This is a genomic window from Acinetobacter portensis, from assembly GCF_023158935.1.
In the GTDB taxonomy this organism is placed as follows: domain Bacteria; phylum Pseudomonadota; class Gammaproteobacteria; order Pseudomonadales; family Moraxellaceae; genus Acinetobacter; species Acinetobacter faecalis.
Window position 1 is genome coordinate 1,472,309 of record NZ_CP096120.1, and the last position, 26,146, is coordinate 1,498,454.

General features: G+C 36.4%; 28 protein-coding genes. 4 read left to right on the forward strand and 24 right to left on the reverse strand.

What is annotated here, in order from left to right; all coding sequences use genetic code 11:
- Positions 1–109: 109 nt before the first annotated feature.
- Both MZO21_RS07335 and MZO21_RS07340 read left to right on the forward strand, forming a co-directional pair.
- Positions 110–1,576, forward strand: a complete 1,467-nt coding sequence (locus MZO21_RS07335; RefSeq protein ID WP_321088449.1) for a flavin-containing monooxygenase — start codon at positions 110–112, stop codon at positions 1,574–1,576.
- A 74-nt stretch (positions 1,577–1,650) separates the two neighbouring features.
- Complete coding sequence (locus MZO21_RS07340) at positions 1,651–2,559, forward strand: lysine exporter LysO family protein (RefSeq protein ID WP_248103030.1); 909 nt, start codon at positions 1,651–1,653, stop codon at positions 2,557–2,559.
- An 88-nt stretch (positions 2,560–2,647) separates the two neighbouring features.
- Here the strand turns inward: MZO21_RS07340 and pyrF are convergent, their stop codons facing one another.
- The 24 genes from pyrF to MZO21_RS07460 all read right to left on the reverse strand — a co-directional run bounded on the left by pyrF (position 2,648) and on the right by MZO21_RS07460 (position 22,228).
- The gene (gene pyrF, locus MZO21_RS07345) at positions 2,648–3,328 is read right to left on the reverse strand and encodes an orotidine-5'-phosphate decarboxylase (RefSeq protein ID WP_154772816.1); all 681 of its coding nucleotides are present in this window, start codon (positions 3,326–3,328) and stop codon (positions 2,648–2,650) included.
- Positions 3,329–3,560: 232 nt separating this feature from the next.
- Positions 3,561–3,923 carry a LapA family protein gene (locus MZO21_RS07350; RefSeq protein WP_154772815.1) on the reverse strand — a complete coding sequence of 121 codons (363 nt, stop codon included), beginning with the start codon at positions 3,921–3,923 and terminating at the stop codon, positions 3,561–3,563.
- 20 nt (positions 3,924–3,943) lie between these two features.
- Positions 3,944–4,246, reverse strand: a complete 303-nt coding sequence (locus MZO21_RS07355; RefSeq protein ID WP_154772814.1) for an integration host factor subunit beta — start codon at positions 4,244–4,246, stop codon at positions 3,944–3,946.
- Positions 4,247–4,406: 160 nt separating this feature from the next.
- On the reverse strand, positions 4,407–6,083 hold the full coding sequence (gene rpsA / locus MZO21_RS07360; RefSeq protein ID WP_154772813.1) for a 30S ribosomal protein S1: 1,677 nt from the start codon (positions 6,081–6,083) through the stop codon (positions 4,407–4,409).
- Between the two features lie 110 nt (positions 6,084–6,193).
- Entirely contained in the window at positions 6,194–6,877 is a 684-nt protein-coding gene (gene cmk, locus MZO21_RS07365) for a (d)CMP kinase (protein ID WP_154772812.1), read from the reverse strand.
- Between the two features lie 18 nt (positions 6,878–6,895).
- Positions 6,896–7,327 carry an SRPBCC family protein gene (locus MZO21_RS07370; protein ID WP_154772811.1) on the reverse strand — a complete coding sequence of 144 codons (432 nt, stop codon included), beginning with the start codon at positions 7,325–7,327 and terminating at the stop codon, positions 6,896–6,898.
- Between the two features lie 56 nt (positions 7,328–7,383).
- The gene (gene tadA / locus MZO21_RS07375; protein ID WP_248103033.1) at positions 7,384–7,893 is read right to left on the reverse strand and encodes a tRNA adenosine(34) deaminase TadA; all 510 of its coding nucleotides are present in this window, start codon (positions 7,891–7,893) and stop codon (positions 7,384–7,386) included.
- Between the two features lie 3 nt (positions 7,894–7,896).
- Positions 7,897–9,021 (reverse strand): enoyl-CoA hydratase/isomerase family protein, encoded by a 1,125-nt coding sequence (locus tag MZO21_RS07380; protein WP_154772809.1) that lies wholly within the window; start codon positions 9,019–9,021, stop codon positions 7,897–7,899.
- Positions 9,018–9,731, reverse strand: a complete 714-nt coding sequence (ung, locus tag MZO21_RS07385) for a uracil-DNA glycosylase (RefSeq protein WP_154772808.1) — start codon at positions 9,729–9,731, stop codon at positions 9,018–9,020. The genes MZO21_RS07380 and ung overlap by 4 nt, the downstream gene beginning before the upstream one ends.
- Positions 9,732–9,776: 45 nt before the next feature.
- A complete protein-coding gene (locus tag MZO21_RS07390; protein ID WP_154772807.1) occupies positions 9,777–10,373 on the reverse strand; it encodes a 6-pyruvoyl trahydropterin synthase family protein in 597 nt (198 codons plus the stop codon).
- 337 nt (positions 10,374–10,710) lie between these two features.
- The gene (locus MZO21_RS07395; RefSeq protein WP_154772806.1) at positions 10,711–11,325 is read right to left on the reverse strand and encodes a TetR/AcrR family transcriptional regulator; all 615 of its coding nucleotides are present in this window, start codon (positions 11,323–11,325) and stop codon (positions 10,711–10,713) included.
- A 48-nt stretch (positions 11,326–11,373) separates the two neighbouring features.
- On the reverse strand, positions 11,374–12,147 hold the full coding sequence (locus MZO21_RS07400; protein ID WP_171501277.1) for a TatD family hydrolase: 774 nt from the start codon (positions 12,145–12,147) through the stop codon (positions 11,374–11,376).
- Between the two features lie 24 nt (positions 12,148–12,171).
- Positions 12,172–12,510: a PilZ domain-containing protein gene (locus MZO21_RS07405; RefSeq protein ID WP_248103036.1), complete on the reverse strand. Its 339-nt coding sequence runs from the start codon at positions 12,508–12,510 to the stop codon at positions 12,172–12,174.
- Between the two features lie 9 nt (positions 12,511–12,519).
- Positions 12,520–13,500 (reverse strand): DNA polymerase III subunit delta', encoded by a 981-nt coding sequence (locus MZO21_RS07410; RefSeq protein ID WP_154772804.1) that lies wholly within the window; start codon positions 13,498–13,500, stop codon positions 12,520–12,522.
- 14 nt (positions 13,501–13,514) lie between these two features.
- The gene (gene kdsB, locus MZO21_RS07415; RefSeq protein ID WP_154772803.1) at positions 13,515–14,276 is read right to left on the reverse strand and encodes a 3-deoxy-manno-octulosonate cytidylyltransferase; all 762 of its coding nucleotides are present in this window, start codon (positions 14,274–14,276) and stop codon (positions 13,515–13,517) included.
- A 9-nt stretch (positions 14,277–14,285) separates the two neighbouring features.
- Positions 14,286–15,290 carry a tetraacyldisaccharide 4'-kinase gene (gene lpxK, locus MZO21_RS07420; RefSeq protein ID WP_154772802.1) on the reverse strand — a complete coding sequence of 335 codons (1,005 nt, stop codon included), beginning with the start codon at positions 15,288–15,290 and terminating at the stop codon, positions 14,286–14,288.
- A 5-nt stretch (positions 15,291–15,295) separates the two neighbouring features.
- On the reverse strand, positions 15,296–17,020 hold the full coding sequence (msbA, locus tag MZO21_RS07425; RefSeq protein WP_248103039.1) for a lipid A export permease/ATP-binding protein MsbA: 1,725 nt from the start codon (positions 17,018–17,020) through the stop codon (positions 15,296–15,298).
- Positions 17,020–17,442: an ExbD/TolR family protein gene (locus MZO21_RS07430; protein ID WP_154772801.1), complete on the reverse strand. Its 423-nt coding sequence runs from the start codon at positions 17,440–17,442 to the stop codon at positions 17,020–17,022. Before MZO21_RS07430 ends, msbA begins: the two co-directional genes overlap by 1 nt.
- 9 nt (positions 17,443–17,451) lie before the next feature.
- A complete protein-coding gene (locus tag MZO21_RS07435; protein ID WP_154772800.1) occupies positions 17,452–18,084 on the reverse strand; it encodes a MotA/TolQ/ExbB proton channel family protein in 633 nt (210 codons plus the stop codon).
- Between the two features lie 31 nt (positions 18,085–18,115).
- Positions 18,116–19,003, reverse strand: coding sequence for a ParB/RepB/Spo0J family partition protein (locus MZO21_RS07440; RefSeq protein WP_154772799.1), 888 nt, complete (start codon positions 19,001–19,003; stop codon positions 18,116–18,118).
- The gene (locus MZO21_RS07445; RefSeq protein WP_154772798.1) at positions 19,000–19,782 is read right to left on the reverse strand and encodes a ParA family protein; all 783 of its coding nucleotides are present in this window, start codon (positions 19,780–19,782) and stop codon (positions 19,000–19,002) included. Before MZO21_RS07445 ends, MZO21_RS07440 begins: the two co-directional genes overlap by 4 nt.
- Before the next feature lie 24 nt (positions 19,783–19,806).
- Entirely contained in the window at positions 19,807–20,439 is a 633-nt protein-coding gene (rsmG, locus tag MZO21_RS07450) for a 16S rRNA (guanine(527)-N(7))-methyltransferase RsmG (protein WP_154772797.1), read from the reverse strand.
- 85 nt (positions 20,440–20,524) lie between these two features.
- Positions 20,525–21,214, reverse strand: coding sequence for an N-acetylmuramate alpha-1-phosphate uridylyltransferase MurU (gene murU, locus MZO21_RS07455; protein ID WP_248103042.1), 690 nt, complete (start codon positions 21,212–21,214; stop codon positions 20,525–20,527).
- Positions 21,215–22,228, reverse strand: coding sequence for an aminoglycoside phosphotransferase family protein (locus MZO21_RS07460; protein WP_154772795.1), 1,014 nt, complete (start codon positions 22,226–22,228; stop codon positions 21,215–21,217).
- A gap of 121 nt (positions 22,229–22,349) precedes the next feature.
- Between MZO21_RS07460 and MZO21_RS07465 the strand changes: the two genes are divergently transcribed.
- Together MZO21_RS07465 and MZO21_RS07470 are read left to right on the forward strand one after the other, a co-directional pair.
- Positions 22,350–24,785 (forward strand): LPS-assembly protein LptD, encoded by a 2,436-nt coding sequence (locus MZO21_RS07465; RefSeq protein WP_154772794.1) that lies wholly within the window; start codon positions 22,350–22,352, stop codon positions 24,783–24,785.
- On the forward strand, positions 24,785–26,092 hold the full coding sequence (locus MZO21_RS07470) for a peptidylprolyl isomerase (RefSeq protein WP_154772793.1): 1,308 nt from the start codon (positions 24,785–24,787) through the stop codon (positions 26,090–26,092). The genes MZO21_RS07465 and MZO21_RS07470 overlap by 1 nt, the downstream gene beginning before the upstream one ends.
- Positions 26,093–26,146 lie beyond the last annotated feature (54 nt).

The following is a 26,146-nucleotide window of genomic DNA, read 5'->3' on the forward strand; positions in this document are numbered from 1 at the left end:
ATTGCCGAAACTATCAATTTTTATGCCATTAAGATCATATGACATTCACATCAATTTCATTTATGCTAAAAATGAACAATTAATGCACTTATAAATAAAGGAATATCGTGTGATTAATAGAACAAAAATTGCAATTATTGGTTCTGGCTTTGGCGGAATCGCGATGGCCATTCGACTAATTCAAAGTAATATTCATGACTTTATTATTCTAGAAAAAGCCAATGATGTTGGTGGTACATGGCGCGAAAACCAGTATCCTGGAGCAGCTTGCGACGTACAATCACACATGTATTCACTTTCTTTTGCACCAAAAGCAGATTGGTCTAGAAGATATGCCGAAGCACCTGAAATTTATGCTTATATTCAGAATGTCGTAACAAAATTCGATTTAAAGAAATATGGTCAATTCAATACAGAAGTTTTAGCTGCAAAATACAGTGAAGATGAATGTGAATGGCACTTAACATTAAATAATAATGAAACACTTATTGCACAATTTGTTGTTTTTGCTTCAGGTCCATTACACGTACCCCAAATTCCACCAATCAAAGGATTAGAAAAGTTTAAAGGTGAAATTTTCCATTCTGCAAAATGGAATCATCAGTACGATTTAACTGACAAAAAAGTTGCATCAATTGGTACAGGTGGAAGTGCTATTCAATACATTCCTGAAATTGCAGACAAAGTAAATCACCTCTATGTTTTTCAGCGTACAGCCGCTTGGGTTATTCCACGTGATGACAGAAAATATTTAAATATCGAAAAAACATTATTTAAAAAATTCGATTGGATTAGAAAGTTACATCGAGCGCGTTTATATTGGTCTAATGAATCTCGTGTTGTCCCCATTGTTAAACCACATGTTATGAAATATGCGCAGAAACTTGCTAAAGCATATTTAAAATATCAAGTTAAAGATCCCAAAATCGCGGATAAACTTGTTCCTGATTATATTATGGGATGCAAACGCATCTTAATTTCAAACAAGTATTACCCTACTTTTAACAAAGAAAATGTTGAACTTATTACAGATAAAATTCAAGAGATTACATCTAATAGCATCATTACTCATGATGGAAAAGAACATGAAATTGATTGTTTAATATTTGGTACAGGTTTTATTACAGATCCACGCATATATCTAAAAAACTTCGAATGTCTTGGTGAAAATAGCCAAACACTTCAAAATGCATGGAAAGATGGTGCAGAAAGTTATTTTGGAATTTGTACAAAAGGTTTTCCAAATTTATTTCAACTACTAGGACCAAATACCCTGCTCGCACATAATTCAGTTATTTTTATGATTGAAGCGCAAGTTGAATATATTCTACAAGCTCTAGAAATGACTAAAATCACGAATAGCGATGCGCTTGTCATTAAAGATGAAGCTCAAGATGCCTTTAATAGAAAACTTGAAAAATTATTTAATAATACAATTTGGCAATCTGGATGTGTTAGTTGGTATCAACAAGATGGCGGTAAAAATTTCGCTTTATGGCCAACTTATACATGGAAATATAAGCAGGAAATACAAAAAATCAAACAAAGTCATTATCGTCTTCTGTATAAAAAATAATTTTGTGTAATTGATGAGCACAAATTAATTTTAAGTCTGCATAATAGACAGGTATTTTTTAGCTACCCTTTTTTATGCAATCTATTTGGCTCATCACACAATTATTCATTTGTTTATCTCTTGGCTTTTTATGTGCACACCGCATACCAAAACTTATAGAGAAAATTTCATTTAAAATTTTACCCTACTTTTCCTACATTTTACTTTTTGTAATTGCCTTTGAATTTGCACAAGTTATTGAAACAATTTCACATCCACAACTTATATTAAAAAATGCAATTGTACTTTCCTTAAATACAACTTTGGGTGCATTCATATGCTGCTACCTTATTTTTAAACTCGTTGGATATACATCAACTCACGGAAAAGTCTCCTTAGATTTATTCTTAAAATCATTACTGAATATTAGTTATGCACTTATTACATTGGCTGCTGGCTATTTCAGCGCATCACTCTTACAAAGCATAGATCAAATCATCCATTTAAATTCGTGGTATTTACTGCTTATTTTTATGTTCTTAATTGGCTTAGATTTAGCATACTCCCCACTCGATAAATCTTGGATGAATTGGAAGATATTACTCGTTCCAATTGGGGCAATTATTGGCTCATTATTAGGTGCTTGTTTCAGTATTCTAATTATTCAAAATATTGCGTTAAAAGATTTGATTATGCTTTCTCAAGGTTATGGATTTTACTCCATGACAGGCATTGTGATTACAGAATTACGTAATGCAGAACTAGGAGGCATTGCACTAATGAATGATTTATTTAGAGAAATTATTGCAATTTTATTGATGTACACATTAGGTTGGAAATATCCAAGATCTGCCATTGCATCTGCGGGTGCAACCTCAATGGATGCAACACTACCTATGGTGAAACAAGCGTGCGGTAATAATTTCATTCCTCATGCAATGGTTAGTGGTTTTATTCTTTCTATTCTTGCACCAATTGCGGTAAGTGTATTGGCAGCGATTTAATTTTTAAAAGCATATTTAATCTCCCTGAATCCCTCTTATATAAAGAGGGATTTCTCCTCTCTTTATAAAGGAAGTTTTGAAGGGATGACTACAACGTTGCTAAAATATCTTTTAAAGTCTGACCAGGGTTTTCAGATTTAGTAATCGGACGGCCAATAACTAAATGTGTAGAACCATCAAGCATTGCTTGTTTAGGTGTCACAATACGCTTTTGATCATCTGCATTTGATCCTTCAGGGCGAATACCTGGAGTTACCAAAGCAAAATCTTTACCTAAAGTTTCACGTAACATTTTAGCTTCTTGTGCTGAACACACCACACCATCTAAGCCACTATCTTTAGTTAAAGACGCAAGACGTTTTACCTGTTCAAATGGTTCAATATCTAAACCAATATCTTTAAGATCTTCACGCCCCATAGATGTCAAAACAGTTACTGCAATTAATTGCGTGTTGTAATTACCTGCTTTTAAACGCTCTACGCAAGTTTCCATCATCTTACGACCACCAGAAGCGTGCACATTCACCATCCAAACACCCATATCTGCGGCAGCACATACAGCTTGAGCAGTTGTATTTGGAATGTCATGGAATTTTAAATCTAGAAAAACTTCAAAATTCAAATCATGTAAAGCTTTTACAACACCTGAACCTTCATGTGTAAATAACTCTTTACCAACTTTTACTCGACACAATGCAGGATCTAACTGCTCTGCCATTTTTAATGCGTCATATTGGCTTTTAGCATCTAATGCAACAATGATACTCAAGAGATTTACCTATCGTTCAGACAAAAAGAAAGTACATTATAAGGCTTATTCACTATTGAACAAAAGAATTAAAAGTGAAGATATATGAAGCAATTAATTTTAATTACACTTCTTTATAAAATTACACACATAAAAAAACACCCTACAGATTACTAAGGGTGTTTGATTAATTTCAATAAAATCTCATTATTCCATTTTAAAATGAAATAATGTCAAATTTTAGGTTACAACATTAAAGTCCAGTTGGGCGATCATCACTATGAATGTCCAAAACTGTCTTTTCATGTCGTTTATTGGCTGCAGCTTCTGCGGCTGCCAGTTGAGCAGTTTGAATCTGCTCTTTACGAAGATAATCTATGTCTTTACGTAAGCGTTTAATTTCCCAGCTTTTTTGGAATACTCGGAAAATTTGAACACCAAGCAATAATCCCAAAACAATACCCATAGATAGCGTTAGTAATAACAACAATCCTAAGCGCATTGCCGGTACTTGCGTAAACAATAAATCTACAGATAGTTCAGTACTATTTTGCAGAACAATTGCCAACGAATAGCCAAATAGTATAAGTAAAACTACAACTAATACGTAGCGCATAAATACCCCGTTAAATATTATTATTGTGCAGATTCATTCACTGCATCACGCAACGCTTTACCTGGCTTAAAGTGAGGTACAGCCTTAGCTGCAACTTCTACTGACTTACCAGTTTTAGGGTTACGACCAACACGTGGCTCACGGTGATGTAATGCGAAACTGCCAAAACCACGAATTTCAATTCGATCGTCTGAAGATAAAGATGCAATCATTTGATCGATCATTATTTTAACAGCTTCTTCCACCAAAGGCTCTGCCAAATGTGGGTTTTTAAGAGAAATACGTTCTATTAAGTCAGACTTATTAAGTGCTTCGCTAGTCATCTACGACCTCTTTAATTATCAAGCTACTTTAGCATACCTATGATAATAACCTGTTTAAATACAAAACGGTAGCGTAATAAGTTAATACTACGCTACCGTTTATTGTATTTGTGTAAAAAGTATTAATTAATTTACATTAATAATACCTTTAAACGAATACTTAGTTGCCCATTTGAGCTTTGATCAAATCACCAATAGTCTTAGGACCATTGTCAGAGCCAGTCGCTGCAGTTTTCAAGTTTGCAACAGCTTCTTTCTCTTCAGCTTCGTCTTTCGCTTTGATAGACAAGTTGATAGCACGTGACTTACGGTCAACGTTGATGATTTTAGCTTCTACTTCTTGACCAACTTCAAGGAACTTAGTTGCATCTTCAACGCGATCACGGTTGATTTCAGATGCTTTAAGAGTCGCTTCAACTTCGTCAGCTAACTTAATAGTAGCGCCTTTAGCATCAACAGCAGTTACAGTACCTTTAACCAATGCACCACGTTCGTTAGTAACTAAGAAGTCATTGAACGGATCGTTGTTCATTTGTTTGATACCAAGGCTAATACGGTTGCCGTCAGCATCTACAGATAAGATAACCGCTTCAACAGTGTCACCTTTCTTGTAACGACGGATAGCTTCTTCGCCTTGTTCGTTCCAAGAAATATCAGATAAGTGAACTAAACCATCGATACCGCCAGGTAAACCGATGAAGATACCGAAGTCAGTGATTGACTTGATAGTACCTGAAACTTTTTCGCCTTTATCATGGTTTTTAGAGAACTCTTCCCATGGGTTAGCACGAGTTTGTTTAATACCAAGAGAAATACGACGACGTTCTTCATCAACTTCAAGAACCATAACATCAACTTCGTCACCAATCTGAACTACTTTAGATGGGTGGATGTTTTTGTTAGTGTGATCCATTTCTGAAACGTGTACTAAACCTTCAACGCCTTCAGCGATTTCTGCGAAACAGCCGTAGTCAGTTAAGTTAGTTACGCGAGCTTTAACGATAGAACCTTTAGGGTAACGGTTCATGATCGCTAACCATGGATCTTCGCCTAATTGCTTAAGACCTAAAGATACGCGGTTACGTTCTTTGTCAAACTTAAGTACTTTAACAGTAACTTCTTGACCAACTTCAACAACTTCTGAAGGATGCTTGATGCGTTTCCAAGCCATATCAGTGATGTGAAGAAGACCGTCGATACCGCCAAGGTCAACGAATGCGCCGTAATCAGTAAGGTTCTTGATAGTACCTGTAACTGTTTGACCTTCTTCAAGCTGAGCAAGAAGAGCTTCACGGTCAGCTGAAGATTCAGCTTCCATAACAGCACGACGAGATACAACAACGTTGTTACGTTTAGCATCAAGTTTGATTACTTTAAACTCTAACTCTTTACCTTCTAAGTGAGTAGTATCACGAATAGGACGAGTATCAACTAAAGAACCTGGAAGGAATGCACGTACTGGACCGATGTCAACAGTGAAACCGCCTTTAACTTTACCAGAGATAACACCAGTAACGATTTCGCCGTCTTCAAAGATTTTTTCAAGTTTAGTCCAAGTTTCAGCGCGTTTAGCTTTTTCGCGTGAAAGAACTGTTTGACCCATACCGTTGTCAAGAGCTTCAACAACAACGTCTACAGTGTCGCCAACTTGAACTTCAAGTTCACGTTGTTCATTTAAGAATTCAGCACGGTCAACAACGCCTTCAGATTTAAGGCCAGTGTCAACAGTTACCCAGTCAGAGTCGATGCTTACTACAACGCCTTGGATGACAGCACCCTTTTCAACGTTAAAGTTTAATTCGCTTTCTTCAAAGAGGGCTGCAAAAGATTCGGTCATGATATACCTGATAAAGTCAGCGGTCTTGGATCAGACAAGGCCGGTTTAATTAAGCATCTACATAGTCCATATAAGACTGATCAAGCTATGCGTTTGCTGATAATATTAAGTTATTTGGCTAACTGCTGATCTACATAAGTAGTCATCAGCTTAAATACTTCATCAATATTCAATTCAGAACTATCAATGATGTACGCATCATCGGCGGGCTTGAGTGGAGCGACTTCTCGCTCCATATCTCGTTTATCGCGAGCGATGATATTAGCTAAAATGTCGCTTATTTTAACATCTAGCCCCATAGCCTGCAACTGATTTACACGTCGCTCGGCTCTAGACTGAGCAGAAGCAGTCAAATATATTTTTGCTTGAGCTTCTGGAAAGATAGAAGTTGCCATATCTCGACCATCTGCAACAAGTCCTGGTGCTTGTGCAAAATTACGCTGACGTTGTAGCAATGCAGCTCTAAACTCTGGTACTGCTGCCACTTTAGATGCAAAAGCCCCTACTTCTTCTGTACGAATTTCTTGGGATACATCTTCATTATCTAAAAGAACTTTTATGCCTTGCTCTGTCGTTAAAAATTGAATATTTAATTGTGACGCGATGTGTACGCATTGCTCTAATTGCGTATCCAATTGATCAAGCAACTGCTTATTTCGTAATGACAATCCAAGTAAACGATAAAGCGCACCTGAATCTAGAAGATGAAATTGATAATGTTCAGCAAGTTTTGCTGCAAGCGTGCCCTTGCCTGAACCACTTGGACCATCAATCGTAATAATTTGAACTGTCATTGCATTTCCGTTTTTAACTTATACAGTTTTAGCGAGTTTGGAGAAACCTAGTTTAATCCCAGATTTTAGTTGTGCAAGAATTAATTTACTCACAAATGGTAATCTCATTTGTAATTCAATAGTGTAATTTACACGGGTGATGCGTTCCTCAATCACTTCAAATGTGATAATTCCAATATGATGTTTTACTAGTGGATTTTTAATAATTTTATATTCAATGCGCTCATTGGGTAACAATAAAGTAATTTGCTCTTGCAAAGGCTTAACCTTACCCAGCCCCAATTTCCGAATAGATCCAACTCCATCGGGAAGATTTACATCTAATGCATCTTTTATACGTTCAACTTGAATAGGTGCAAATGCGACATTGTAAGTATCATGTTTTGACAACAACTCAAATATTTGTTCGATTGGTGCGTTAAAATCTTTTGTAATTAATATTGAATCCATAACAACACCCTCTCAAATAATAATTGAAATCTGTCTTGTAAAAAAAATGTGAGTTATTATGTTTTATTTGCTTCTTTTTCTAAATTCTTTAAATGTCGTTTTTGTTCTCGACGCATTTTAAAAAAAGCAGATAATTGAGCAGAACACTCATCAGCCAAACACCCTGCTTCAAATTCAAAAACATGATTGTAATAACCACTATTTAATAGTTGACGCGCACTTTGCAAAGAACCCGCTTTGGGTTCAGTTGCTGCAAAAACAACACGTTGAATACGAGAATGAATTAAAGCACCCACACACATTGTGCATGGTTCAAGCGTAACATAAAGCGTTGCATCTTCAGGCAATCGATAATTTTTAATCTGTTCACAAGCTTGTCGGATTGCAACAATTTCAGCATGCGCAGTCGGATCATTTAAAGAAATAGGGGCATTAAAGCCAGAACCAATAATTTGATTTTGGCTGACAATAATAGCACCTACGGGAATTTCCCCAATTGAAGCAGCTTGTGCAGCCTGCGCTATCGCCTGCTGCATCCAATATTCATCTGTAAACTTTTCAGACATAAATTAGCTAATTACACCGTAATGTTTCAGCAAAATATTCCAACTTTCAATTGTTGTTACAGGCGGATGTTCACCCAAAATTCCTTTTAGAGATAAATCTGTACCTTTGTACCAATCCGGTGATAAATCTTTATCGACCAAACGTGCACGCACGCCTTCAACGAAGTCTGGATGACGAATTTTCCAATCTGAAATTTGACGCTCTAGTTCGAATACTTCATTCCAAGAATGAATTTTCTTGCCCCATTGCCACAATAACCACGTTAATGCAGCCGTTGTTGGCGAGCCTTTTTGCAAGTTTTCACTTGCTTGACGTAACCAATCACTTCGCGCATCACTTAAACCAATAATTGATTCGTAGTCATGTTCAAAATTAACACCACGACAAACACTTTGAATCACATCTAAAGAATTTTGTAATGGACCAGGACCTACAGGTCTATGCATGCTATTCAATGTGTCATCAATTGCACGGAAATCACCTGCTGGGTAATGACTCCAATCGATGTTTACTACTTTATTTAATACTGAGTCACGCTGAGCATCACAAATATGCGTTGCCCAACCAATACCGTATGCACCAGCAGCAGTCATAATTGACCCTGTTAAACCCGTAAACAAACCAATCGCACCACGATCTGCCAAGAAGCGAGTTCCACCTACATCTGGATATAGACCAATATTAATTTCAGGCATTGCTAAACGAGAATATGGTGTTACTAAACGAAATGGTGCAGCCATAAACAGACCTAAACCACCACCCATCACATAACCTTCACCCCAAACTAAAACTGGCTTTGCATAGTTATGAAGCAATAAATCGAGCGCATATTCTTGTTCAAAAAACTTATTTGCAGTTTCAACTTCGTCGTTAATTACAAGCTGACGTAGTTTACGAACATCCCCACCTGCACAAAATGCTTTTGGTGTCGTTGAATCCAACCAAATTGCTTTAACCTTATCATCTGTATGAAAGTCTTGAAAAACTTCCAACAATGCTGTCGCAATAGACTCGTCTAAAGCATGTAAAGATTTTGGTCGATTTAATCGAACAATACGCCACCCATTCGTTGCTTCTTCAACAATTAAATCGGGATGATAATTTTTTGCTATAGGAGAATAAGTCATGCGTCCAGCTGCCAATCTATAGGCTCAATGCCATTTTGTTTAAGATAATTATTTGTTTTTGAAAACGCTTTACAACCAAAAAAACCACCTCGGTTTGCTGCCAATGGAGATGGATGTGCAGCTTTTAATACCAAATGCTTATTTTGATCGATTCGTTGTCCCTTACGTTGCGCATATGCTCCCCATAAAATGAAAACAATATGCTCGCGCTGTTCATTTAAAACATCAATCACATGATCTGTAAAGTCTTCCCAGCCACGTTTTTGATGCGACGTTGGTTGTCCTGCTTCCACCGTCAATACACTATTTAAGAGCAGTACACCTTGTTCTGCCCAACGACTTAAATCACCATGTTTTGAAATAGGCACTTCTAAGTCTTTATTTAATTCATGAAAAATATTACGCAAAGATGGCGGTAATGCAAGCCCTCTTTGTACAGAAAAGCTTAATCCGTGTGCTTGATTTGGCCCATGATAAGGATCTTGACCTAAAATAACGACTTTTACATTGGGTAAAGGTGTTGTATTTAAAGCATTAAAAATTAAATGACTTGGCGGATAAACTACTTTTTCCGCTTTTTTTTCTTGAATTAAAAAATCTTTTAACTCATCCATTTTAGGACTAAGCAAAAACTCACTTAAACCATCTTTCCAACTTGCTTCCAACTGCACTTTTTCTAACTTCGCAAGTTGTAGATCTGTTAAAGGCATACTTCTTCCCTAATTCCTAAAATAACGTCCAAATTTTATAAATAATTACAGTTTTACTTGTAAATCAACTGTTGGATTTTGGAACTTAACTCCATTTTTCAGCTTTTCATACATTGCTGAATCTGCCCACTCAGCTTGAATTTGCTCAGAGAATTCAATTTGATTTAATGCAAGTACACCCATTTGCTCGTTGCTAATATCTTCTGCAAAACTTTGCGCATAACCTGTATCTGTTTCATGAACAATCACAGAATACACCTCAACATCACCCTCACCATTTTGAGTTTCTGTTGATGCTAAAACTTGTTGTGCTAAATAGAAAAAAATACGTGAAAATTGTTCCGCAGATGGCGATACAGGTAAAGACACCCAACGTGCACTAAATGTTTTACACGCTTGAATATATTCTTGGCTGTCATGTTCCCAAAAACAAATTGCGTGATCAAAAGAGTCGATTAAATCTTTAATCACACCTTTGAGCAAACCAAAGTCATATACCATTTGACCATGGTCTAATTTCGTAGCTTTAAGCAACAACTCAACCTTATAACTATGGCCGTGTATAGAACGCTTACAACGATCTGACGTGCAATTACGTACAACGTGGGCGTTTTCAAACTTAAATAACTTACGAATAATCATATGTCGTGATAGATACAATATTAGTGGGGATTGATTCGATTATAATGCAAAAATTCTATTACAAACATTAATTTTATAGTTCATTGTGATAGGGAAAACACATCATCGTTATTTTGGATAAATTTCAGCTCAAGAATTATCTCAACACTTTATAATTTAGGTGTTTAACTACTTTTCAAAAGTTTTTTATTATTCAAAATTAGTCTTTAATATCATTAAATAAAACCACAATTTATTACTTTTAAACCTCAAAACTGTATCTTTTAAACTAAAAAAGAAGACTCCAACTTATTAAAATGAATATTCAAATAAGTTGAAATCTTCCTCAAATTTATTTTTAAATTACAGCATCTAAAGGTCTAGATTGCTTAGGAATTGCCAAAGCTTGATCGATGTACGCAACACGTAATGTATCGCGAGATCCTAAATAACGCTGATAGAAACTTGAATTCAATATTGCAGCAGCACCATGTGTTAATCCCCAAATTGAAGCTAAATAATCACGTACAGGCATCGTGCTTTTAATTGATTCCAAATAGCTTTCCGTCATACGAATAATAATGCGTAACCGTTGCTTGCGAATTTGATACAACTCTGTAAATAAATGATTTACACCTACACCAGTCGTCGACAATCTTTCTTCAATTTGGTGAAATAAAACCGTTCTTTCTGGATGATGTAAATGATGCAACATAAAGAATGCCAAATGCTCTGGGAATGCTTTTTCTGCGTCCTTGATCATTTCTAATAGCATATTTTCATTGCGAATAATGAGCATCATATAAAGCTCATCTTTGCTTTGAAAATGTTTATAAAGCGTACCTTTGGCTAAATCTAATTCAGCCGCGAGAGCATCAAGCGTCATGCCCGATTCGCCATTTTCAAGAAGTAATTGTTCTGCTACTTGAAAAATCAAGGTTTCTCTTGCTCTAAACTGAGCCTGACGATCCATCTTCACCTTATAAACTCTCTTTTGCTTTTATCCATCTAATGATGGCATTTATTTCATATTTAGGAGGTTTTCAAAATTTTTCGTTGTTATGAAAGCCATCTCTTCAAGCGACTTATCATATACGTCACTTAAGGCTTTGGCTACATAAGGAACGTACTTTGGCTCATTAGACTTTCCTCTATAAGGCATAGGTGCCAAATAAGGACTATCTGTTTCTATTAATACGCGATCTAGTGGAACTTGTTTTGCAACATCGCGTAAATCTTGCGCATTTTTAAACGATACAATACCTGAAAAGGAAACATAGTATCCGCAATCTAAAACAGCTTTTGCAGTTTCCCAATCTTCAGTAAAACAATGCAAAATACCATGTGTCGATTTTTCTGCACGGATAATATCAATCGTATCGTGCTTTGCAGAACGCGTATGAACAACAACTGGCTTTTTCACACTTTGAGATGCGTGAATATGTCGAGCAAAACATTCTTTCTGTTCTGCAACAAATTCTGTGCTGTGGAAATAATCTAAACCTGTTTCACCAATTGCCCAAACTTTTTCTGCTTGTGCAAGTTCAATTAAGTATTCGGTGGTTGCTCGCGCCATAACAGCAGGATCTTCACAAGGATGAACACCCACTGTATAACCCACATCTGCATGACGAGCAGCAATTTCTGCAAGTGCAATATGATCATCTAAGTCGACAGAGATACCCATAAACTTTGATACACCCGCTTCACGGGCTTGTGCCAATGCCAAATCTAACTGACCGTCATAAGGCGTTAAATCAAGCATAGTTAAATGGCAATGAGTATCTACAAACACGATGATTTCCTAAAGTACACTGAATTACATAGTGTAACTATTACGGCCTGCCGCTTTAACCCCTGCTAGCAATTTTTCTGCTTCAGACTTGTAAAAAATACCTTTTTCACCTGTTAACTGAATACCAAAACCCTGTAATTTGATTCCATTTTGCTTATGTGAAATCCAAATCACCTTACCTGTAAGTGGAATTTTTTGAGATTGATCTGGTAAAGTTGCCAAAACAAAAACCTCTTCCCCCATTCTTACAGGCTGTTTTGATGGAATAAATAATCCACCACCTACAACATACGGCATATAACTTTGATAAAGCGTGTCTTTATCTAAAATATTTGCTTGGATAATACCGCCACGTGGTTGCATATTCTTCCCCTAAATATTCATCAATTTGATACAAAGTTGGTCAACAACCAAATTTCCTTGTACGTTCTGCTGAATCAGTTTTTTTGCTTGTTGTAACTCTGAATATATCGTAAATAATGCTTCGAGTGAATATTGTTCAGCCAAAACATTGAAATCTATATCTATATTTTTAACGTGTTGATCTAGTTTCACACAAATTAAGTCTGCCAATAAATATTCAAACATTTGTGTAAAATCTGAAAAACTCAGCTCTTTATTCCACTTACTTGAAATAGCCATTGGCATATTTTTTTGAATAACTAACTTTTGCCAATCTTGAATAAACAAACTACGTTTACCCACCCAATCTTTTTCTGCTAATTCCAAAGCAAATAATGGCATTTGATTGGACAAATTGAGCAAAAGCGGAATTTGTGAATGAAACTCTTCAGCCAAATGTTCAAATAAAAAGTGTGCTGCTTGATTATGATCAATTCGATCTAAAGCAAAATGTTGTAATCGACTTCGAATGGTTGCAGGTAATTTTAAATAATGATCTGCCAACAAAATAAGAATGGTACGTTCACCCGGCTCTTCTAGAGTTTTAAGAAGCGCATTTGAAGAAGCAATGTTTAATGCTTCGGCAGGCTCAATCACAATAACACGCCAACCATCTACAGTTTGCTGAACAAATGGCTGTAAGTCTCGTACCTTTTCAATTTTAATTTTAGCATTTTGTTTTTTATTATCTTCATCTGTTGAAATATACACGTAATTAGGATGTGTATCTGCTTTCAACCAAAGACAACTCCCACATGTACCACAAGGTTCATTTTTTTCGTGCCTATTTAAACAAAGTACCCATGCAAGAAACTGTTGAGCAAATGCTTCTTTACCACAGCCTTTTTTGCCATAAAAAAGTAAGCCATGACCAATTTTAGGAAAGCGTGATGTTAAGTTTTCCCAAACTTGTTGTTGCCATGGATACACTTGCCCACGCTGTTCTTGCATGTTAAATCCCTAAATTATAGAAAAGCAGAAACATCCATCGCATTTAAACGATCTAAATCTTCTTGAGTATCCACGCCCGGTGGTAAATTTGCTTCAGCTACCGCAATCGCAATTTTATGACCATTTTCCAAAACACGTAACTGCTCAAGGCTTTCTAAACGCTCTAAAACACCCACATCCCAAGTTACATATTCTTTTAAAAGTTGCACACGATATGCATATAAACCTAAATGACGAAACGCTTGATCATGTAATTTTTGTTCAGCAACTTTAGCACCATCACGATCATAAGGAATGGTTGCTCGGCTAAAATATAAAGCCTGATTCTGCTTAGACATCACCACTTTTACAATGCTGTCACGTTTAAACTCTTCAAGATGAAAAATTGGCTCGCAAAGTGTCGACATAGAACTTGTAGGCTGATCTACCAATAATTGCGAAACTTGTTTTACCAATTTTGCAGGTAAAAGCGGCTCATCACCTTGTACATTGACAATAATATCATCGCTCGCCCAACCTTTAATACGTGCAACTTCACTTAAACGATCTGTACCTGATGGATGATCTTTTGATGTAATAACGACATCTACGCCATCTGCACGACAAATTTCTGCAATGCGCTCATCGTCTGTTGCTACACATAAATCATCAAACCCTTCGACTTTTTTTGCCTGATCTACAACACGTAAAATCATCGGTCGACCATGAATTTCCAATAATGGCTTCCCTGGTAAACGAGAGCTTGCAAAGCGTGCAGGAATAACGATGTGTTTCATATACAAACCTTAATGAATTTGAATGCCTAATTTTTTAAGTTGATTATTTAACAATGTATAACATGGCTGACTTAATACAGCTTCTACAGGAACAACCCAAATTTCACGTTTAAAATCCGGATATTTCTTCAAAAGTGGTAATAATTTAACAGCATCTTTTTCTGTTGTGATAATTGGGTTTGCATCTTCAAATTGTAAATCTTGAATTTCATAATCGTGATGATCTGGAAATTCGTGACATTGAAACTGATTCACACCAAGTGATTGCAATGTCTTATAAAAGCGTTGCGGATAGCCAATTCCAACCACTGCGTAATAATCAAGCATTGGATCGAAAAATACGTCTTTATCCATATTCAATAAATACGGAATTGATACTTCCAAATGCATATTTAAATCAGACTTTGGCTGAGCTGCATGCTCAATAACAGTAGCTGTATTTAAACGACTTTTAGGCTCACGAAGATATCCTTCAGGCAATATTTTTTCATTACCTAAACCTCGATTATTGTCTAAAACAATCCATTCCAATTGACGATTTAGCGCATAGTGCTGCAAACCATCGTCACTAATAATCAAATCTAAATTGTGTTTAGCTAACAATAGTTCAATATTTTTTTGTCGATTTGCACCAACCACCATTGGCACACCTGTGGACTGAACAATCAAACAGGGCTCATCACCAACATCATTCGGTTCAGAATTAATATCAACATATGCTGGAAAAGGACCTTTCCCACCATAGCCTCGACTAATCACACCAACTCGCACACCTATAGATTCTAAATAAGCTACCAAGTGAATAAGTAAAGGGGTTTTACCACTGCCACCTACCGTAATATTACCAATAACCATGACAGGTATAGGTGCGGTATAAGATGATTTCACCCCAGCTTGGTACAGTTTATGATTAAGTAAAGAAATAGAGCGATATAAAAGAGAAAGTGGTCGGAACACAATTAACCACTTGGCTTGTTTATTCCAAGCATCCTGAATAAATTGTGCAACCGACATTTGACTTATTCCTCAAAATTACGTTGATGTAATTGGAAATATGTTCCTTTCTTAGCGAGCAACTCTTGATGTGTGCCACTTTCCAGAATTCGACCTTGATCCATTACAACAATCACGTCTGCATTTTCAATGGTAGATAAACGATGTGCAATGACAATTGTAGTTCGGTCCTGCATGGCAGCATCAAAAGCTTGCTGAATAAAATGCTCAGATTCATTATCTAGCGCACTTGTTGCTTCATCTAGAATTAGAATAGGCGCATTTTTCAAAATAGCACGTGCAATTGCGATTCGTTGACGTTGTCCACCAGATAAGTTTAAGCCCTGTGCACCAAGCTCAGTGTCATAGCCATTTGGCAATTGCATAATGAAATCATGTGCATATGCAGCTTTTGCAGCAGCAATCACATCTTCATCACTTGCACCTTCAAGTTGTCCATACGCAATATTTTCACGAACAGTACGGTTAAATAATACAACTTGTTGGCTCACCATAGAAATTTGAGTTCGTAAACTCGTTAAATCAATCTCTTTAATATCAATACTATCAAGCTTTAAGCTACCCGATGATATTTCTTGATAACGAACAAGTAAGTTTACTAATGACGATTTCCCTGCACCAGAACGCCCAACAAGAGCGACCGTTTGACCTGCTTTAATATTGAGGGTGAAATCTTTAATAGCTTCATGTCCATCGGCATATTGCATATTGACATGATCAAACTGCACATTACCTTTTAATTCAGGTTTTAAAGTTCCTTGATTATGCTCTTCTTCCATATCAAGTAATTCAAAAACTGAGTGTGCAGCAGCTAAACCACGTTGTAATTTTTCGTTTACTTCGGTTAAAGCTTTAATTGGTTTACTCAACATCCCAGCTGCCGTAATATAAGCAACAAATTCACCTGCAGAAATATCACGTAAAATTTCTGGTCTTAAAGCAATCCAAATAATAACAGCCATTGACATTGCCATACACAATTGAACAACTGGACTGTTTAATTGTGCAATAGCTGTCATTTTTAAGCCACGACGCAAGTTTTCCAATGAGTGTTTCTTAAAGCGCTCTTGTTCGGCTGGCTGACCACCAAAGCCTTTTACAATCACATTACCACTCACTGTTTCTTGTACAACATGGTTTACATCACCCATTGTGTTTTGCACAAGAATAGATAATTTACGCATACGCTTACCCGCTTTACGGATAAGTAATCCAATTAGTGGAGCAAAAATTAAAATACATAAAGTTAAACGCCAATTGGTATAAATTAAGAAACCCAATAAACCAATTGTAATTAAGCCTTGCTGAACCACTGTTCGCAGTGATTCTGTTGTTGCAGCAGTAAGCTGTTCAACGTTAAACATAATTTTAGCAGTGATATGACCGCTACTATTATCTAAAAAATACTGTGCCGGTAGACGTAAAATTTTTGCAAAAACTTCCTGTCTAACATTAAATACTAAATGTCGAGAAATCACTGCTGTATAGTAACCACCGATGTATTGCCCAACGCCTCGAAAGAAGATCAGAGCAACAACAAGCAATGGAAAAATCGTAGTGAAATGAGTATCTCTGTGCTGAATGGCATTAATAATTTTTTCTAATAATTTTGCCACAGCAACTTCTGTTGATGCGCTAATGGTAAAACCAATAAACACAACAATAGCAGTCCCCCAAAATGGGACTAAATATTTAAGTAATCGACGATAAACCTGAAGATCTGGCTTCACTAATAACCTCGGGTTGGTACTTTTGTACTAATGTTAATATTAACAAAACCGAGCTGACCTGCAACATCCATCACACGTATGACATCTTGATGTGCTGCTTTAGCATCGGCAGCAATAACAAACATTAAATCTCGACGATCATTCGAAACCTGTTTGATTGCTGTGTTTAAATCTGCCACTTCATTGGTAGAAAGTGCCTGACCATTCACAGAATAATGACCTGAAGCATCAACAACAACTTCAATTTTGTGATCATATTGTTTTGGTGGTACACCTTGTGCATCAGGCAGCGTTAAATTCATACGGCTCATTTGGTTAAATGTTGTAGATAACAACAAAAAAACCAATATAAACAACAAGCAATCAATCATTGGCGTTAAATTGATATGAATATCTTCAACCTGTGAACGCTTAAATTTCATAGCTTCACCTTAATCTGCCAAATGAGAATCTTCATGCTTGGTTTTTTCAACAAAAAGACCTGCATGAAATAGTGTTGCCTGTTGTTCTAATTCTGCAATAAATTCTTGTACAAGTCGCTGGAAATAGCGATAGGCAAACAAAGCAGGAATTGCAATCAGCATACCAGCAGCAGTGGTAATCAATGCTTTTGATATTCCTGGAATCATTAATGTTGGATTACTATTTGTACCTAAATCAATAACCAAGAAAGATTCAATAATACCTAAAACAGTACCTAATAAACCTAATAATGGCGCAACAGCACTTAACGTTCCTAAAAAGTTAATATTCTTTTCTAGATAGCCAATTTCTTGAGATGCAGTTGCTTCCATTTGCGCACGCACATATTCAGGCGAATGGTTTTTACTTTGATAGCCCGATATGAAAATACGACCTAATGGACTATTTTTTAAAGTTGCTGATTGCTTTAATTGCTGCACAATCGTATCTGTACTTTGACCAACTTTAAGTAAAATGGCTTCGGGTAAAATTATCGATTTTTTTAAGCGAATAAAACGTTCAATTGAAATAGCGACTGTAAAAATTGAACACAATACCAAAGGCAGCATCAACCAACCGCCCGCTTTAACTAATTCCCACATTTGATTTTCCCCAATAAATCAAAAACATTCACTATTTAGATAAACAGATATTCAAAATACCATCTAACTCATCTAATGAATGATAACTAATAACAAGCTTCCCCTTACCTTGCTTGTTATAGTCAATTTTTACATCTGCACTAAAACGCTCAGACAACTGCTGAGACAATTGTTGAATATCATACGAAACTTCTTGTTTCGGCTTTTCAACTTTTGGTGTATTTAGTTCACGAACCAATTGTTCTGTTTGACGTACAGATAAGCTTTTTTCAATGACAGTTTCTGCAACTTTTAACTGATCTTTTGCTTTTAACGTTAGAATTGCACGCGCATGCCCCATATCAAGCAAGCCTTGTTGCATAAAGTCTTTTACAGAATCCGCAAGTGACAATAAACGCAATAAGTTACTCACTGTTGTACGCGCTTTACCAACCGTTTCCGCAATTTCTTGATGACTTAAACCAAACTCATCATGGAAGCGTTGTAACGCCATTGCTTGATCAATTGGATTTAAATCTTGACGCTGAATGTTTTCAATTAAAGCGAGAGCAATTGCAACTTGGTCTGTTAATTCACGAACAAGTGCAGGAACTTGTGTTAACCCTGCAAGTTGTGCTGCACGCCAACGACGTTCACCTGCAATAATTTCATAGGGATGTTTTTCATCTTCTGTAGGTCGAATAACAATAGGTTGCATCACACCATGTTTTTCAATAGATGCTGCTAACTCTTGTAAATCTTGCTCATTAATATAACGACGTGGTTGATATTCACCACGCTTCAATAAATGAACATCAATTTGTTTTAGCTGACCATAATCGATCGCTTGAGCTTCAAGTTGCAATTTTTCTTTTTGGATTGACCCAAGTAAGGCATCCAAACCACGACCCTTAGCTAATCCGCGTTTTTTTGTGGTCATGCTTTACTTCCTTTTTTAACTTTGCTTTTCTTTAACATCTCAGCTGCAAGATTTAAATATGCAACCGCACCCTTTGAACTTTTTTCGAAATAAATAATTGGTAAACCGTGTGCTGGTGCTTCCGCCAAACGAATATTACGCGGAATTACAGTATCGTATAGTTTTTTCCCAAAATATTGTGATAATTCTTCAGACACATCTTTGGTTAATGCGCTACGTGCGTCATACATTGTACGTAATACGCCAATGATTTCTAATTCTGGATTAAGTGCTTGCTGAATACGGTCAATCGTTTGTGTTAAATCTGCCAAACCTTCCAAAGCGTAATATTCACATTGCATTGGAATTAAAACACCATGAACCGCTGCAAGTGCATTCACAGTAATTAAGCTTAAACTTGGCGCACAATCGACAATAATATAATCAAAAGCGCTTTCAACTTCTTTTAGCGCATTACGTAAAATAAATTCGCGCCCATCTTGTTCTGCAATTGCAAGTTCTACACCTGCTAAATCACGATTTGCACCTAAAACTTTATAGCCAACTTCAGACTTAGCAATTGCTGTTTCAATTGGTACTTCACCCAATAAAACATCAGTTACTGAATACAGCAAATCATTTTTTTGAACACCAGAACCCATTGTAGCGTTACCTTGTGAATCCATATCCACAAGGAGTACACGTTTTTTTAATACCGCTAAAGAAGCTGCTAAATTTACCGCAGTCGTGGTTTTCCCTACGCCACCTTTTTGGTTCGCAATCGCAATAATTTGTGCCATAAGTTTCCCCAATCCTTTGAAAAATTAAATTTGCTTTAAAATCAATAAATGACGTTGCTCATCTAAACGTGGCACTTTTAGTTCAATAATGTCACAACTAAATTGATCTTTTAAGGCAATAATTTCTTCTTCTGGAATTAAACCTTTCATAGAAGCAATAATACTTTGCTCATGCATAAATGGTTTAGAAGCAGCTACGAAGTCTGTAAGCGATGCAAATGCACGGCTTGTAATGACATCAAACTTACCTAATTCTTCAATACTTTCTTCATTTTCTACGCGAGTTTGAACCGCAATCACATTTTGTAATTTTAAATCTGCAATAAATTGTTTTAAGAAACGAATTTTTTTACCGTTCGAATCTAAAAGTACGCATTGGCGTTCAGGCTGACATAACGCAACAATCATACCCGGCATACCACCACCCGTACCAATATCGAGTAAGCGACCCTGTGGTAAATCTTTTAAAATACTTAAACTGTCTAAAAGATGTTTAACCAGCATTTCTTTTGGGTCACGAATTGCCGTTAAGTTATATGCTTTATTCCACAATACCAAAGCATCTTGGTATTTAAGTAATAAATTTAAAGCTTCTTCGCTTAGCTCCAAACCTAAAGCCTGACTACCTTGCTTCAATTCTTGATAAAACGTATGCATATGAAATAACAACTCGATTAAATTAAGTGGAAGTATACCGATTTATACCAATAGACACAGTATTATGTGCTTAGTGAATATTCAGTTAAGCAAAAACACCTTCTCTAATTTGCAAGTCTAGGGCGGTTAAACGCTCTGGCGTACCAACATCAACCCATACTGCTTGCATTTTTTTAGCAGAAATTTGCCCTTTTAGCATGGCTTCTTTTAAAAGTGGTGCAAGCGGACGTTTACCCTGCTCTAAACCATCAAACATTTTAGGATGAATCACTGAAATTCCGCTAAAAGTCAGATTCTCACCCTCAACTTCTTGATCTAAGGTATAAGCACGTCCATCTTTTAAAGTGAAATCACCTTTTGGATGTTGCGTTGGATTTTCAACTAAAATTAAATGCGCCAAATCATCTTGTAAATTTACGCTGAGTAAATCTGTAAAATCAAATGTTGTCCAAACATCACCATTCACCAAAATAAATGGTTCATCGCCTAATAGTTGCAAAGCATTGATAATTCCGCCCGCAGTTTCCAAACCTTCTTCTTCACGTGTCCAAAGAATATTTACACCAAACTGAGAACCATTACCTAAAGTACCAATCAGCACATCTGCTAACCAAGCACTATTAATAACAATGTCAGTGACACCAATATTTTTCAGTTTTTCAATATGCCAAACAATGAGTGGCTTAGAACCCACTTCAAGCAATGGTTTTGGTTTATAAAGGGTCAATGGACGCATGCGATTACCTAATCCTGCGGCCAAAATCATCGCTTTCATTTATGCAACAACCTCATATTTGCCATATTTTTCTTCAAATTTAGGCATTACTTTTTCTTCGATGTACTGCATAAATGGCTTAAGCTCATCATATGCTTTACTTTCTTCAATTAAATACCACATTACACGCGGTAAATCTTTCAAATATCCAGATTTTCCATCACGTTCAAATAAACGTACAAAAATACCTAAAATTTTAAGATGACGCTGAATCGCCATAAAATCTGCATCTTTCTTGAATTGATCAAAATCACGATCTTCTTTAGATGCTTCTGGCAGCATGTCGTAAAACAATTTAAACCACGAATAAACACGGTCTGCATTCCATTGCACGTATGCATCACGTGTAATCGAAATAAGGTCATAAGTATCTGCACCAATCACAGCATCTTGAAAGTCGATCACACCAAGGTCTGTTTCACCCTCAACTTTCATTAAGTTACGACTATGATAATCACGATGCACAATCACTTGCGGTTGAGCTACAGCGGCATTCGCTAAAATTGCAAAAGTTCGCTTAATGAGTGCAAGTTCATCTGAAGTTGGTTTAATTTGTAGTGATGGCAACATCCAATCTGTAAGCAATTCCATTTCAGAAATTAACTTTTCATACGAATATTCAGGAAAGCTTCCTATTCCATCAATTTGTTGTAATTGGATTAACTGTTTAAAACTTTGTTCATAATAGAGATCTACAGTTTCGTCATTTAATAATGTAGAAAGCAGGATATCTCCAAAGTCTTCTAACAGTAAGAAGCCTTGCGTTAAATCTTTTGAAATAATTTGCGGTACTCGCACCCCATTTTCATGGAAAAACTCATCTATTGTCACAAAAGGTGCACAATCTTCTTTATCAGGTGGTGCATCCATGAGCATAAATGATTTATTATTAAAATGGATTCGTGCATAACGACGGAAACTTGCATCGCCTGCTAAATAATTAATTTCAAATTTATCTGAACCGAGTACAGATGTAATCCATGATTGTATCAATTGTTCGCGTTGTATATTCATTTGCAATAAATTCTAAGACAGGCAGAGTTTTTTGAAGTATTAAGTGTAGCCACTTATAGACTTTTTCTCTATGATGCGACAATAATTAATTGCGATTAAGCATTCTTGGTTAATGAGACAAATGAAGCATCACTTTAAATTTAATCCTTTAGCGACTGCGATCTTAACCCTTTTATGTGGCAGTACTGTCACAAGTTATGCTTCATCAGCAGATAGCACATCATCTACGACAAATGAACAATTAAAAACTGCAATAAAAGACGTTTATCCAGGTCAACAATTTTTTGAACAGTATTATGTAGATAAATCTGCACCTGAAGCACAGCAAAGACTTGGTGGCAAACCAAGCTCGTCTTTTTGTCAAGGTACTTGGATCACACCTATAACACCAGGTACTAAAACTGGTAATTCAACTACAGATAGTTCTGTTGTGACAGCCGATTATGGACACTACAATCCAAATGGTGATTCTATATTAGAAGGCAATGTTGTTATTGAACAACAAGGTCGCATCATTAATGCCAACCAAGTAACCATTGATAAAACACAAACTTTTGCCCATGCAAAAGGTAATGTGCAAATGGCGCAAGGTGGCTTGCTTTCTCAAAGTGATGAAATTAACTACAACTTAAAAACCCAAGAAGGTGATTTAAGTAATAGTTTGTATATTGAAGAAACTCAGCATGCTCATGGTAGCGCTGAAAAAATTTCAAGAACATCTAATAATATCACTGTGCTCAATAATGCAAGTTATACAACTTGCCCGCCTAATGAAGCACCAACTTGGAATATTAAAGCCAAAGAAATTAAAATTAACCAAGAAACAGGGCGTGGTGAAACCAAGGGTACAAAACTGTACGTAAAAAATGTACCAGTTATGGCTGTACCTTATTTCAACTTCCCTATTGATGATCGTCGTACCACTGGTATTTTGACACCTAGTTTTGGTTTTACCAACAATGGTGGCTTAGAACTTGGCGTTCCTGTTTATTTAAACCTTGCACCAAATTACGATGCAACCATTACACCTCGCTACATTAGTGATCGTGGTGCAATGTTTAATGGTGAATTCCGTTATTTAACAGAAAATTTTGGTTCTGGTTTAGTTAGCGGTGGCTTTTTAGGTTCAGATAAAGAATATAGCAATGAAGATCGTAAAGAGTTTCATTTTGAACATTTCTGGCAAATTAACAAACAGTTCTCTACTCAAGCTGAATATAACTATGCTTCAGATAAAGACTACTTCTCAGATTTAAATAACAACCCTGATGCTCGTACAGACTTAAACTTACGTCGCGCTTGGGAGTTGAATTACAACCACGGTATTCCTGGCTTAAAGGCAAAACTTAAAGTAGAGGATTTCCAAACATTGGATCCTACAGTTAAAGATAAAGATCGCCCTTATGCCCGCTTACCACAATTTTTATTAAACTATAAAACGGGCAATCCTCAAGGTTTCCAAGTTGAGTTTAATAACGATACCGCTTATTTCCAAAAAGACATTTCTGACTTTTCAGAAGTAGCTCAGCCAAGTGGCACACGTATTTATAATGACTTTACTGTTCGCTACAACTACAGTAATCAATGGTCTTATATTCGCCCTGCTGCATCTATTCGAAATATCAATACATTCTTCGATGAAGACACAAAAGATCGAAGTAACACAACAGAAAATATTTCTGTAACAGTACCTCAATTCACTTTAGATGCAGGGCTCCTTTTTGAAAAAGAAGGTAAGTATTTACAAACACTTTCACCACGTGCTTTTTACGCTTATGCACCATATAAAGATCAATTAGGCAATCCAAACTTCGATTCTGTATCAGCATCTATTGGTTATGATCAATTATTTAGCTCTAAACGCTTTTATGGTCATGACCGTTTAGAAGACAATAACTTTGCATCTTTAGGTGTAAGTTACAGCTTATTTGATGAAGTCGGCTTAGAACGCTTACGTGCAAGTGTTGGTCAAAGCTTCTTCTTTGAAGATCGTCGTGTAATTTTAAATAATAAATACGATGAATTTGATACCCAAAAACGTACAGGTCCAATTGTTAGCCTTTCTAGCCAAATTACGCAAAATTTAAGTGTAAATGCAAATGGTTCATGGCTTTCTAATGGTGATAGCTCTCAATACAACATCAACACATTCTACGGTACAGACAACGGTCAACTTTATAGCTTAGGTTATATTTACCGCGCAGATCTAACTGACCGACAAAATGCTTATGATCAAATTGCTGCCTCTTTCGTACAACCAATTCATAACAATTGGCGAATTTTAGGTCACGCACAATACGATATTGATAATCGTGTTACTCGTGATTTACTTTTAGGGATTAATTACGAATCGTGCTGTTGGGGCATTTCTGTATATGGTCGCTCATACTACAATGACTTAGACAATGTAAACTCACCAGATGTTAAAGCTAATCGTGCTGTTATGGCAGAATTTACATTTAAAGGTTTAGGTGGTTTCAATAATAAACTTGCATCTTTATTAGAAAACCGTATTTTAGGATTTAATAAAGTAAATCAATCGTGGACACAACGTTAATGAAGACGACACAAATAAAATTATTATGTAAAGCAAGTGTTCTTGCGCTGAGCATTTCATTCGCAGCACCCGTATTTGCTCAAAACTCAAATGAAGTTGTGGCTGTCGTTGACAACAATGTAATTCTAAAAAGTGATTTAGCTCAGAGTGTGGCTGAAATTCAGCGTCGCTTCCAAGCACAAAAACAAGAATTACCACCGCAACAAATTCTTGAGCAGCAAGCTTTAGAGCAACTTATTATCCGCCAAGCACAACTTGAACAAGTTGCACGCTTTAATGTTAAGCCTGATGAAAAAGCATTAAATGATGCAGTTCTTAGCGTTGCAAGCCAATCTGGTATTAAAAGCTTAGCAGCATTTCAACAAAAGTTAGATGCTCAACAACCTGGTACCTATGCAGCTGTTCGTAGTCGTATAGCAGAAGACTTGGCAATTAACCGCTTACGTCAACAAGTAGTAATGTCACGTATTAAAATTAGTGACAAAGATGTTGCAAACTTCTTAAAAACACCTCAAGGTCAAGCAGCTCTTGGCAACCAAGTACATGTACTTCACATCCGTGTATCGGGTTCTGGTGATATTCAAACCACTGCTCAACAAATACGTAAAGAGTTCAGCAATAATAATGATGTAAAGGCACTTGCTAAACAGTTTTCATCAAATGATGTAAAAGTTGACGGTGCAGATATGGGCTTTAGAAGCTTATCGAATATCCCTGCTGAACTAGCTGCACGTGTAAGCCCTCTTGACGTTGGTCAAACAACTGACCTTATTACTGTTCCAGATGGTATTCACATTTTAAAACTTATTGATCGCAAATCTAGCGAACAAAAAGCAATTGTTCCACAATATCAAACTCGTCATATTTTAATTCAACCTTCGGAGGTTGTTAGCCCTGAAAATGCAAAACAAACAATTGATAGCATTTATAAGCGCTTAAAAGCTGGTGAAGATTTTGCGGTACTTGCATCAACATTCTCCAACGATACTGGTTCTGCACGTGATGGTGGTAGCCTTGGCTGGGTAACTCCCGGTGTAATGGTACCTGAGTTCGAAGCAAAGATGAAAAGTACAGCCGAGGGACAAATTAGTGAACCATTCCAATCTCAATTCGGATGGCACATTCTAGAGGTTACCGACACACGTCAACAAGATATGACAAGCCAATATCAAGAACGTATGGCACGTCAAATTCTTGGAGAACGTCAATTTGATACTGAACTTGACAGCTGGTTAAGAGAAGTTCGAAATAATGCTTTTGTTGAAATTAAAGACCCAAGTTTAGATCGTAAAAACAACGGTAAATAAACTTCAATTATTCTTAAAAAAAGAGCTTCTATATAGAAGCTCTTTTTTTAAATT

What these genes read in the sequence shown, in the direction of transcription:
- MZO21_RS07340 (WP_248103030.1), top strand. Translation starts at nt 1,651, where the DNA reads ATGCAATCTATTTGGCTCATCACACAATTATTCATTTGTTTATCTCTT.
- MZO21_RS07350 (WP_154772815.1), bottom strand. Translation starts at nt 3,923, where the DNA reads ATGCGCTACGTATTAGTTGTAGTTTTACTTATACTATTTGGCTATTCG.
- MZO21_RS07355 (WP_154772814.1), bottom strand. Translation starts at nt 4,246, where the DNA reads ATGACTAGCGAAGCACTTAATAAGTCTGACTTAATAGAACGTATTTCT.
- rpsA (WP_154772813.1), bottom strand. Translation starts at nt 6,083, where the DNA reads ATGACCGAATCTTTTGCAGCCCTCTTTGAAGAAAGCGAATTAAACTTT.
- cmk (WP_154772812.1), bottom strand. Translation starts at nt 6,877, where the DNA reads ATGACAGTTCAAATTATTACGATTGATGGTCCAAGTGGTTCAGGCAAG.
- MZO21_RS07370 (WP_154772811.1), bottom strand. Translation starts at nt 7,327, where the DNA reads ATGGATTCAATATTAATTACAAAAGATTTTAACGCACCAATCGAACAA.
- tadA (WP_248103033.1), bottom strand. Translation starts at nt 7,893, where the DNA reads ATGTCTGAAAAGTTTACAGATGAATATTGGATGCAGCAGGCGATAGCG.
- MZO21_RS07380 (WP_154772809.1), bottom strand. Translation starts at nt 9,021, where the DNA reads ATGACTTATTCTCCTATAGCAAAAAATTATCATCCCGATTTAATTGTT.
- ung (WP_154772808.1), bottom strand. Translation starts at nt 9,731, where the DNA reads ATGCCTTTAACAGATCTACAACTTGCGAAGTTAGAAAAAGTGCAGTTG.
- MZO21_RS07390 (WP_154772807.1), bottom strand. Translation starts at nt 10,373, where the DNA reads ATGATTATTCGTAAGTTATTTAAGTTTGAAAACGCCCACGTTGTACGT.
- MZO21_RS07395 (WP_154772806.1), bottom strand. Translation starts at nt 11,325, where the DNA reads ATGGATCGTCAGGCTCAGTTTAGAGCAAGAGAAACCTTGATTTTTCAA.
- MZO21_RS07405 (WP_248103036.1), bottom strand. Translation starts at nt 12,510, where the DNA reads ATGCAACCACGTGGCGGTATTATCCAAGCAAATATTTTAGATAAAGAC.
- MZO21_RS07410 (WP_154772804.1), bottom strand. Translation starts at nt 13,500, where the DNA reads ATGCAAGAACAGCGTGGGCAAGTGTATCCATGGCAACAACAAGTTTGG.
- kdsB (WP_154772803.1), bottom strand. Translation starts at nt 14,276, where the DNA reads ATGAAACACATCGTTATTCCTGCACGCTTTGCAAGCTCTCGTTTACCA.
- lpxK (WP_154772802.1), bottom strand. Translation starts at nt 15,290, where the DNA reads ATGTCGGTTGCACAATTTATTCAGGATGCTTGGAATAAACAAGCCAAG.
- MZO21_RS07430 (WP_154772801.1), bottom strand. Translation starts at nt 17,442, where the DNA reads ATGAAATTTAAGCGTTCACAGGTTGAAGATATTCATATCAATTTAACG.
- MZO21_RS07435 (WP_154772800.1), bottom strand. Translation starts at nt 18,084, where the DNA reads ATGTGGGAATTAGTTAAAGCGGGCGGTTGGTTGATGCTGCCTTTGGTA.
- MZO21_RS07440 (WP_154772799.1), bottom strand. Translation starts at nt 19,003, where the DNA reads ATGACCACAAAAAAACGCGGATTAGCTAAGGGTCGTGGTTTGGATGCC.
- MZO21_RS07445 (WP_154772798.1), bottom strand. Translation starts at nt 19,782, where the DNA reads ATGGCACAAATTATTGCGATTGCGAACCAAAAAGGTGGCGTAGGGAAA.
- rsmG (WP_154772797.1), bottom strand. Translation starts at nt 20,439, where the DNA reads ATGCATACGTTTTATCAAGAATTGAAGCAAGGTAGTCAGGCTTTAGGT.
- murU (WP_248103042.1), bottom strand. Translation starts at nt 21,214, where the DNA reads ATGAAAGCGATGATTTTGGCCGCAGGATTAGGTAATCGCATGCGTCCA.
- MZO21_RS07460 (WP_154772795.1), bottom strand. Translation starts at nt 22,228, where the DNA reads ATGAATATACAACGCGAACAATTGATACAATCATGGATTACATCTGTA.
- MZO21_RS07465 (WP_154772794.1), top strand. Translation starts at nt 22,350, where the DNA reads ATGAAGCATCACTTTAAATTTAATCCTTTAGCGACTGCGATCTTAACC.
- MZO21_RS07470 (WP_154772793.1), top strand. Translation starts at nt 24,785, where the DNA reads ATGAAGACGACACAAATAAAATTATTATGTAAAGCAAGTGTTCTTGCG.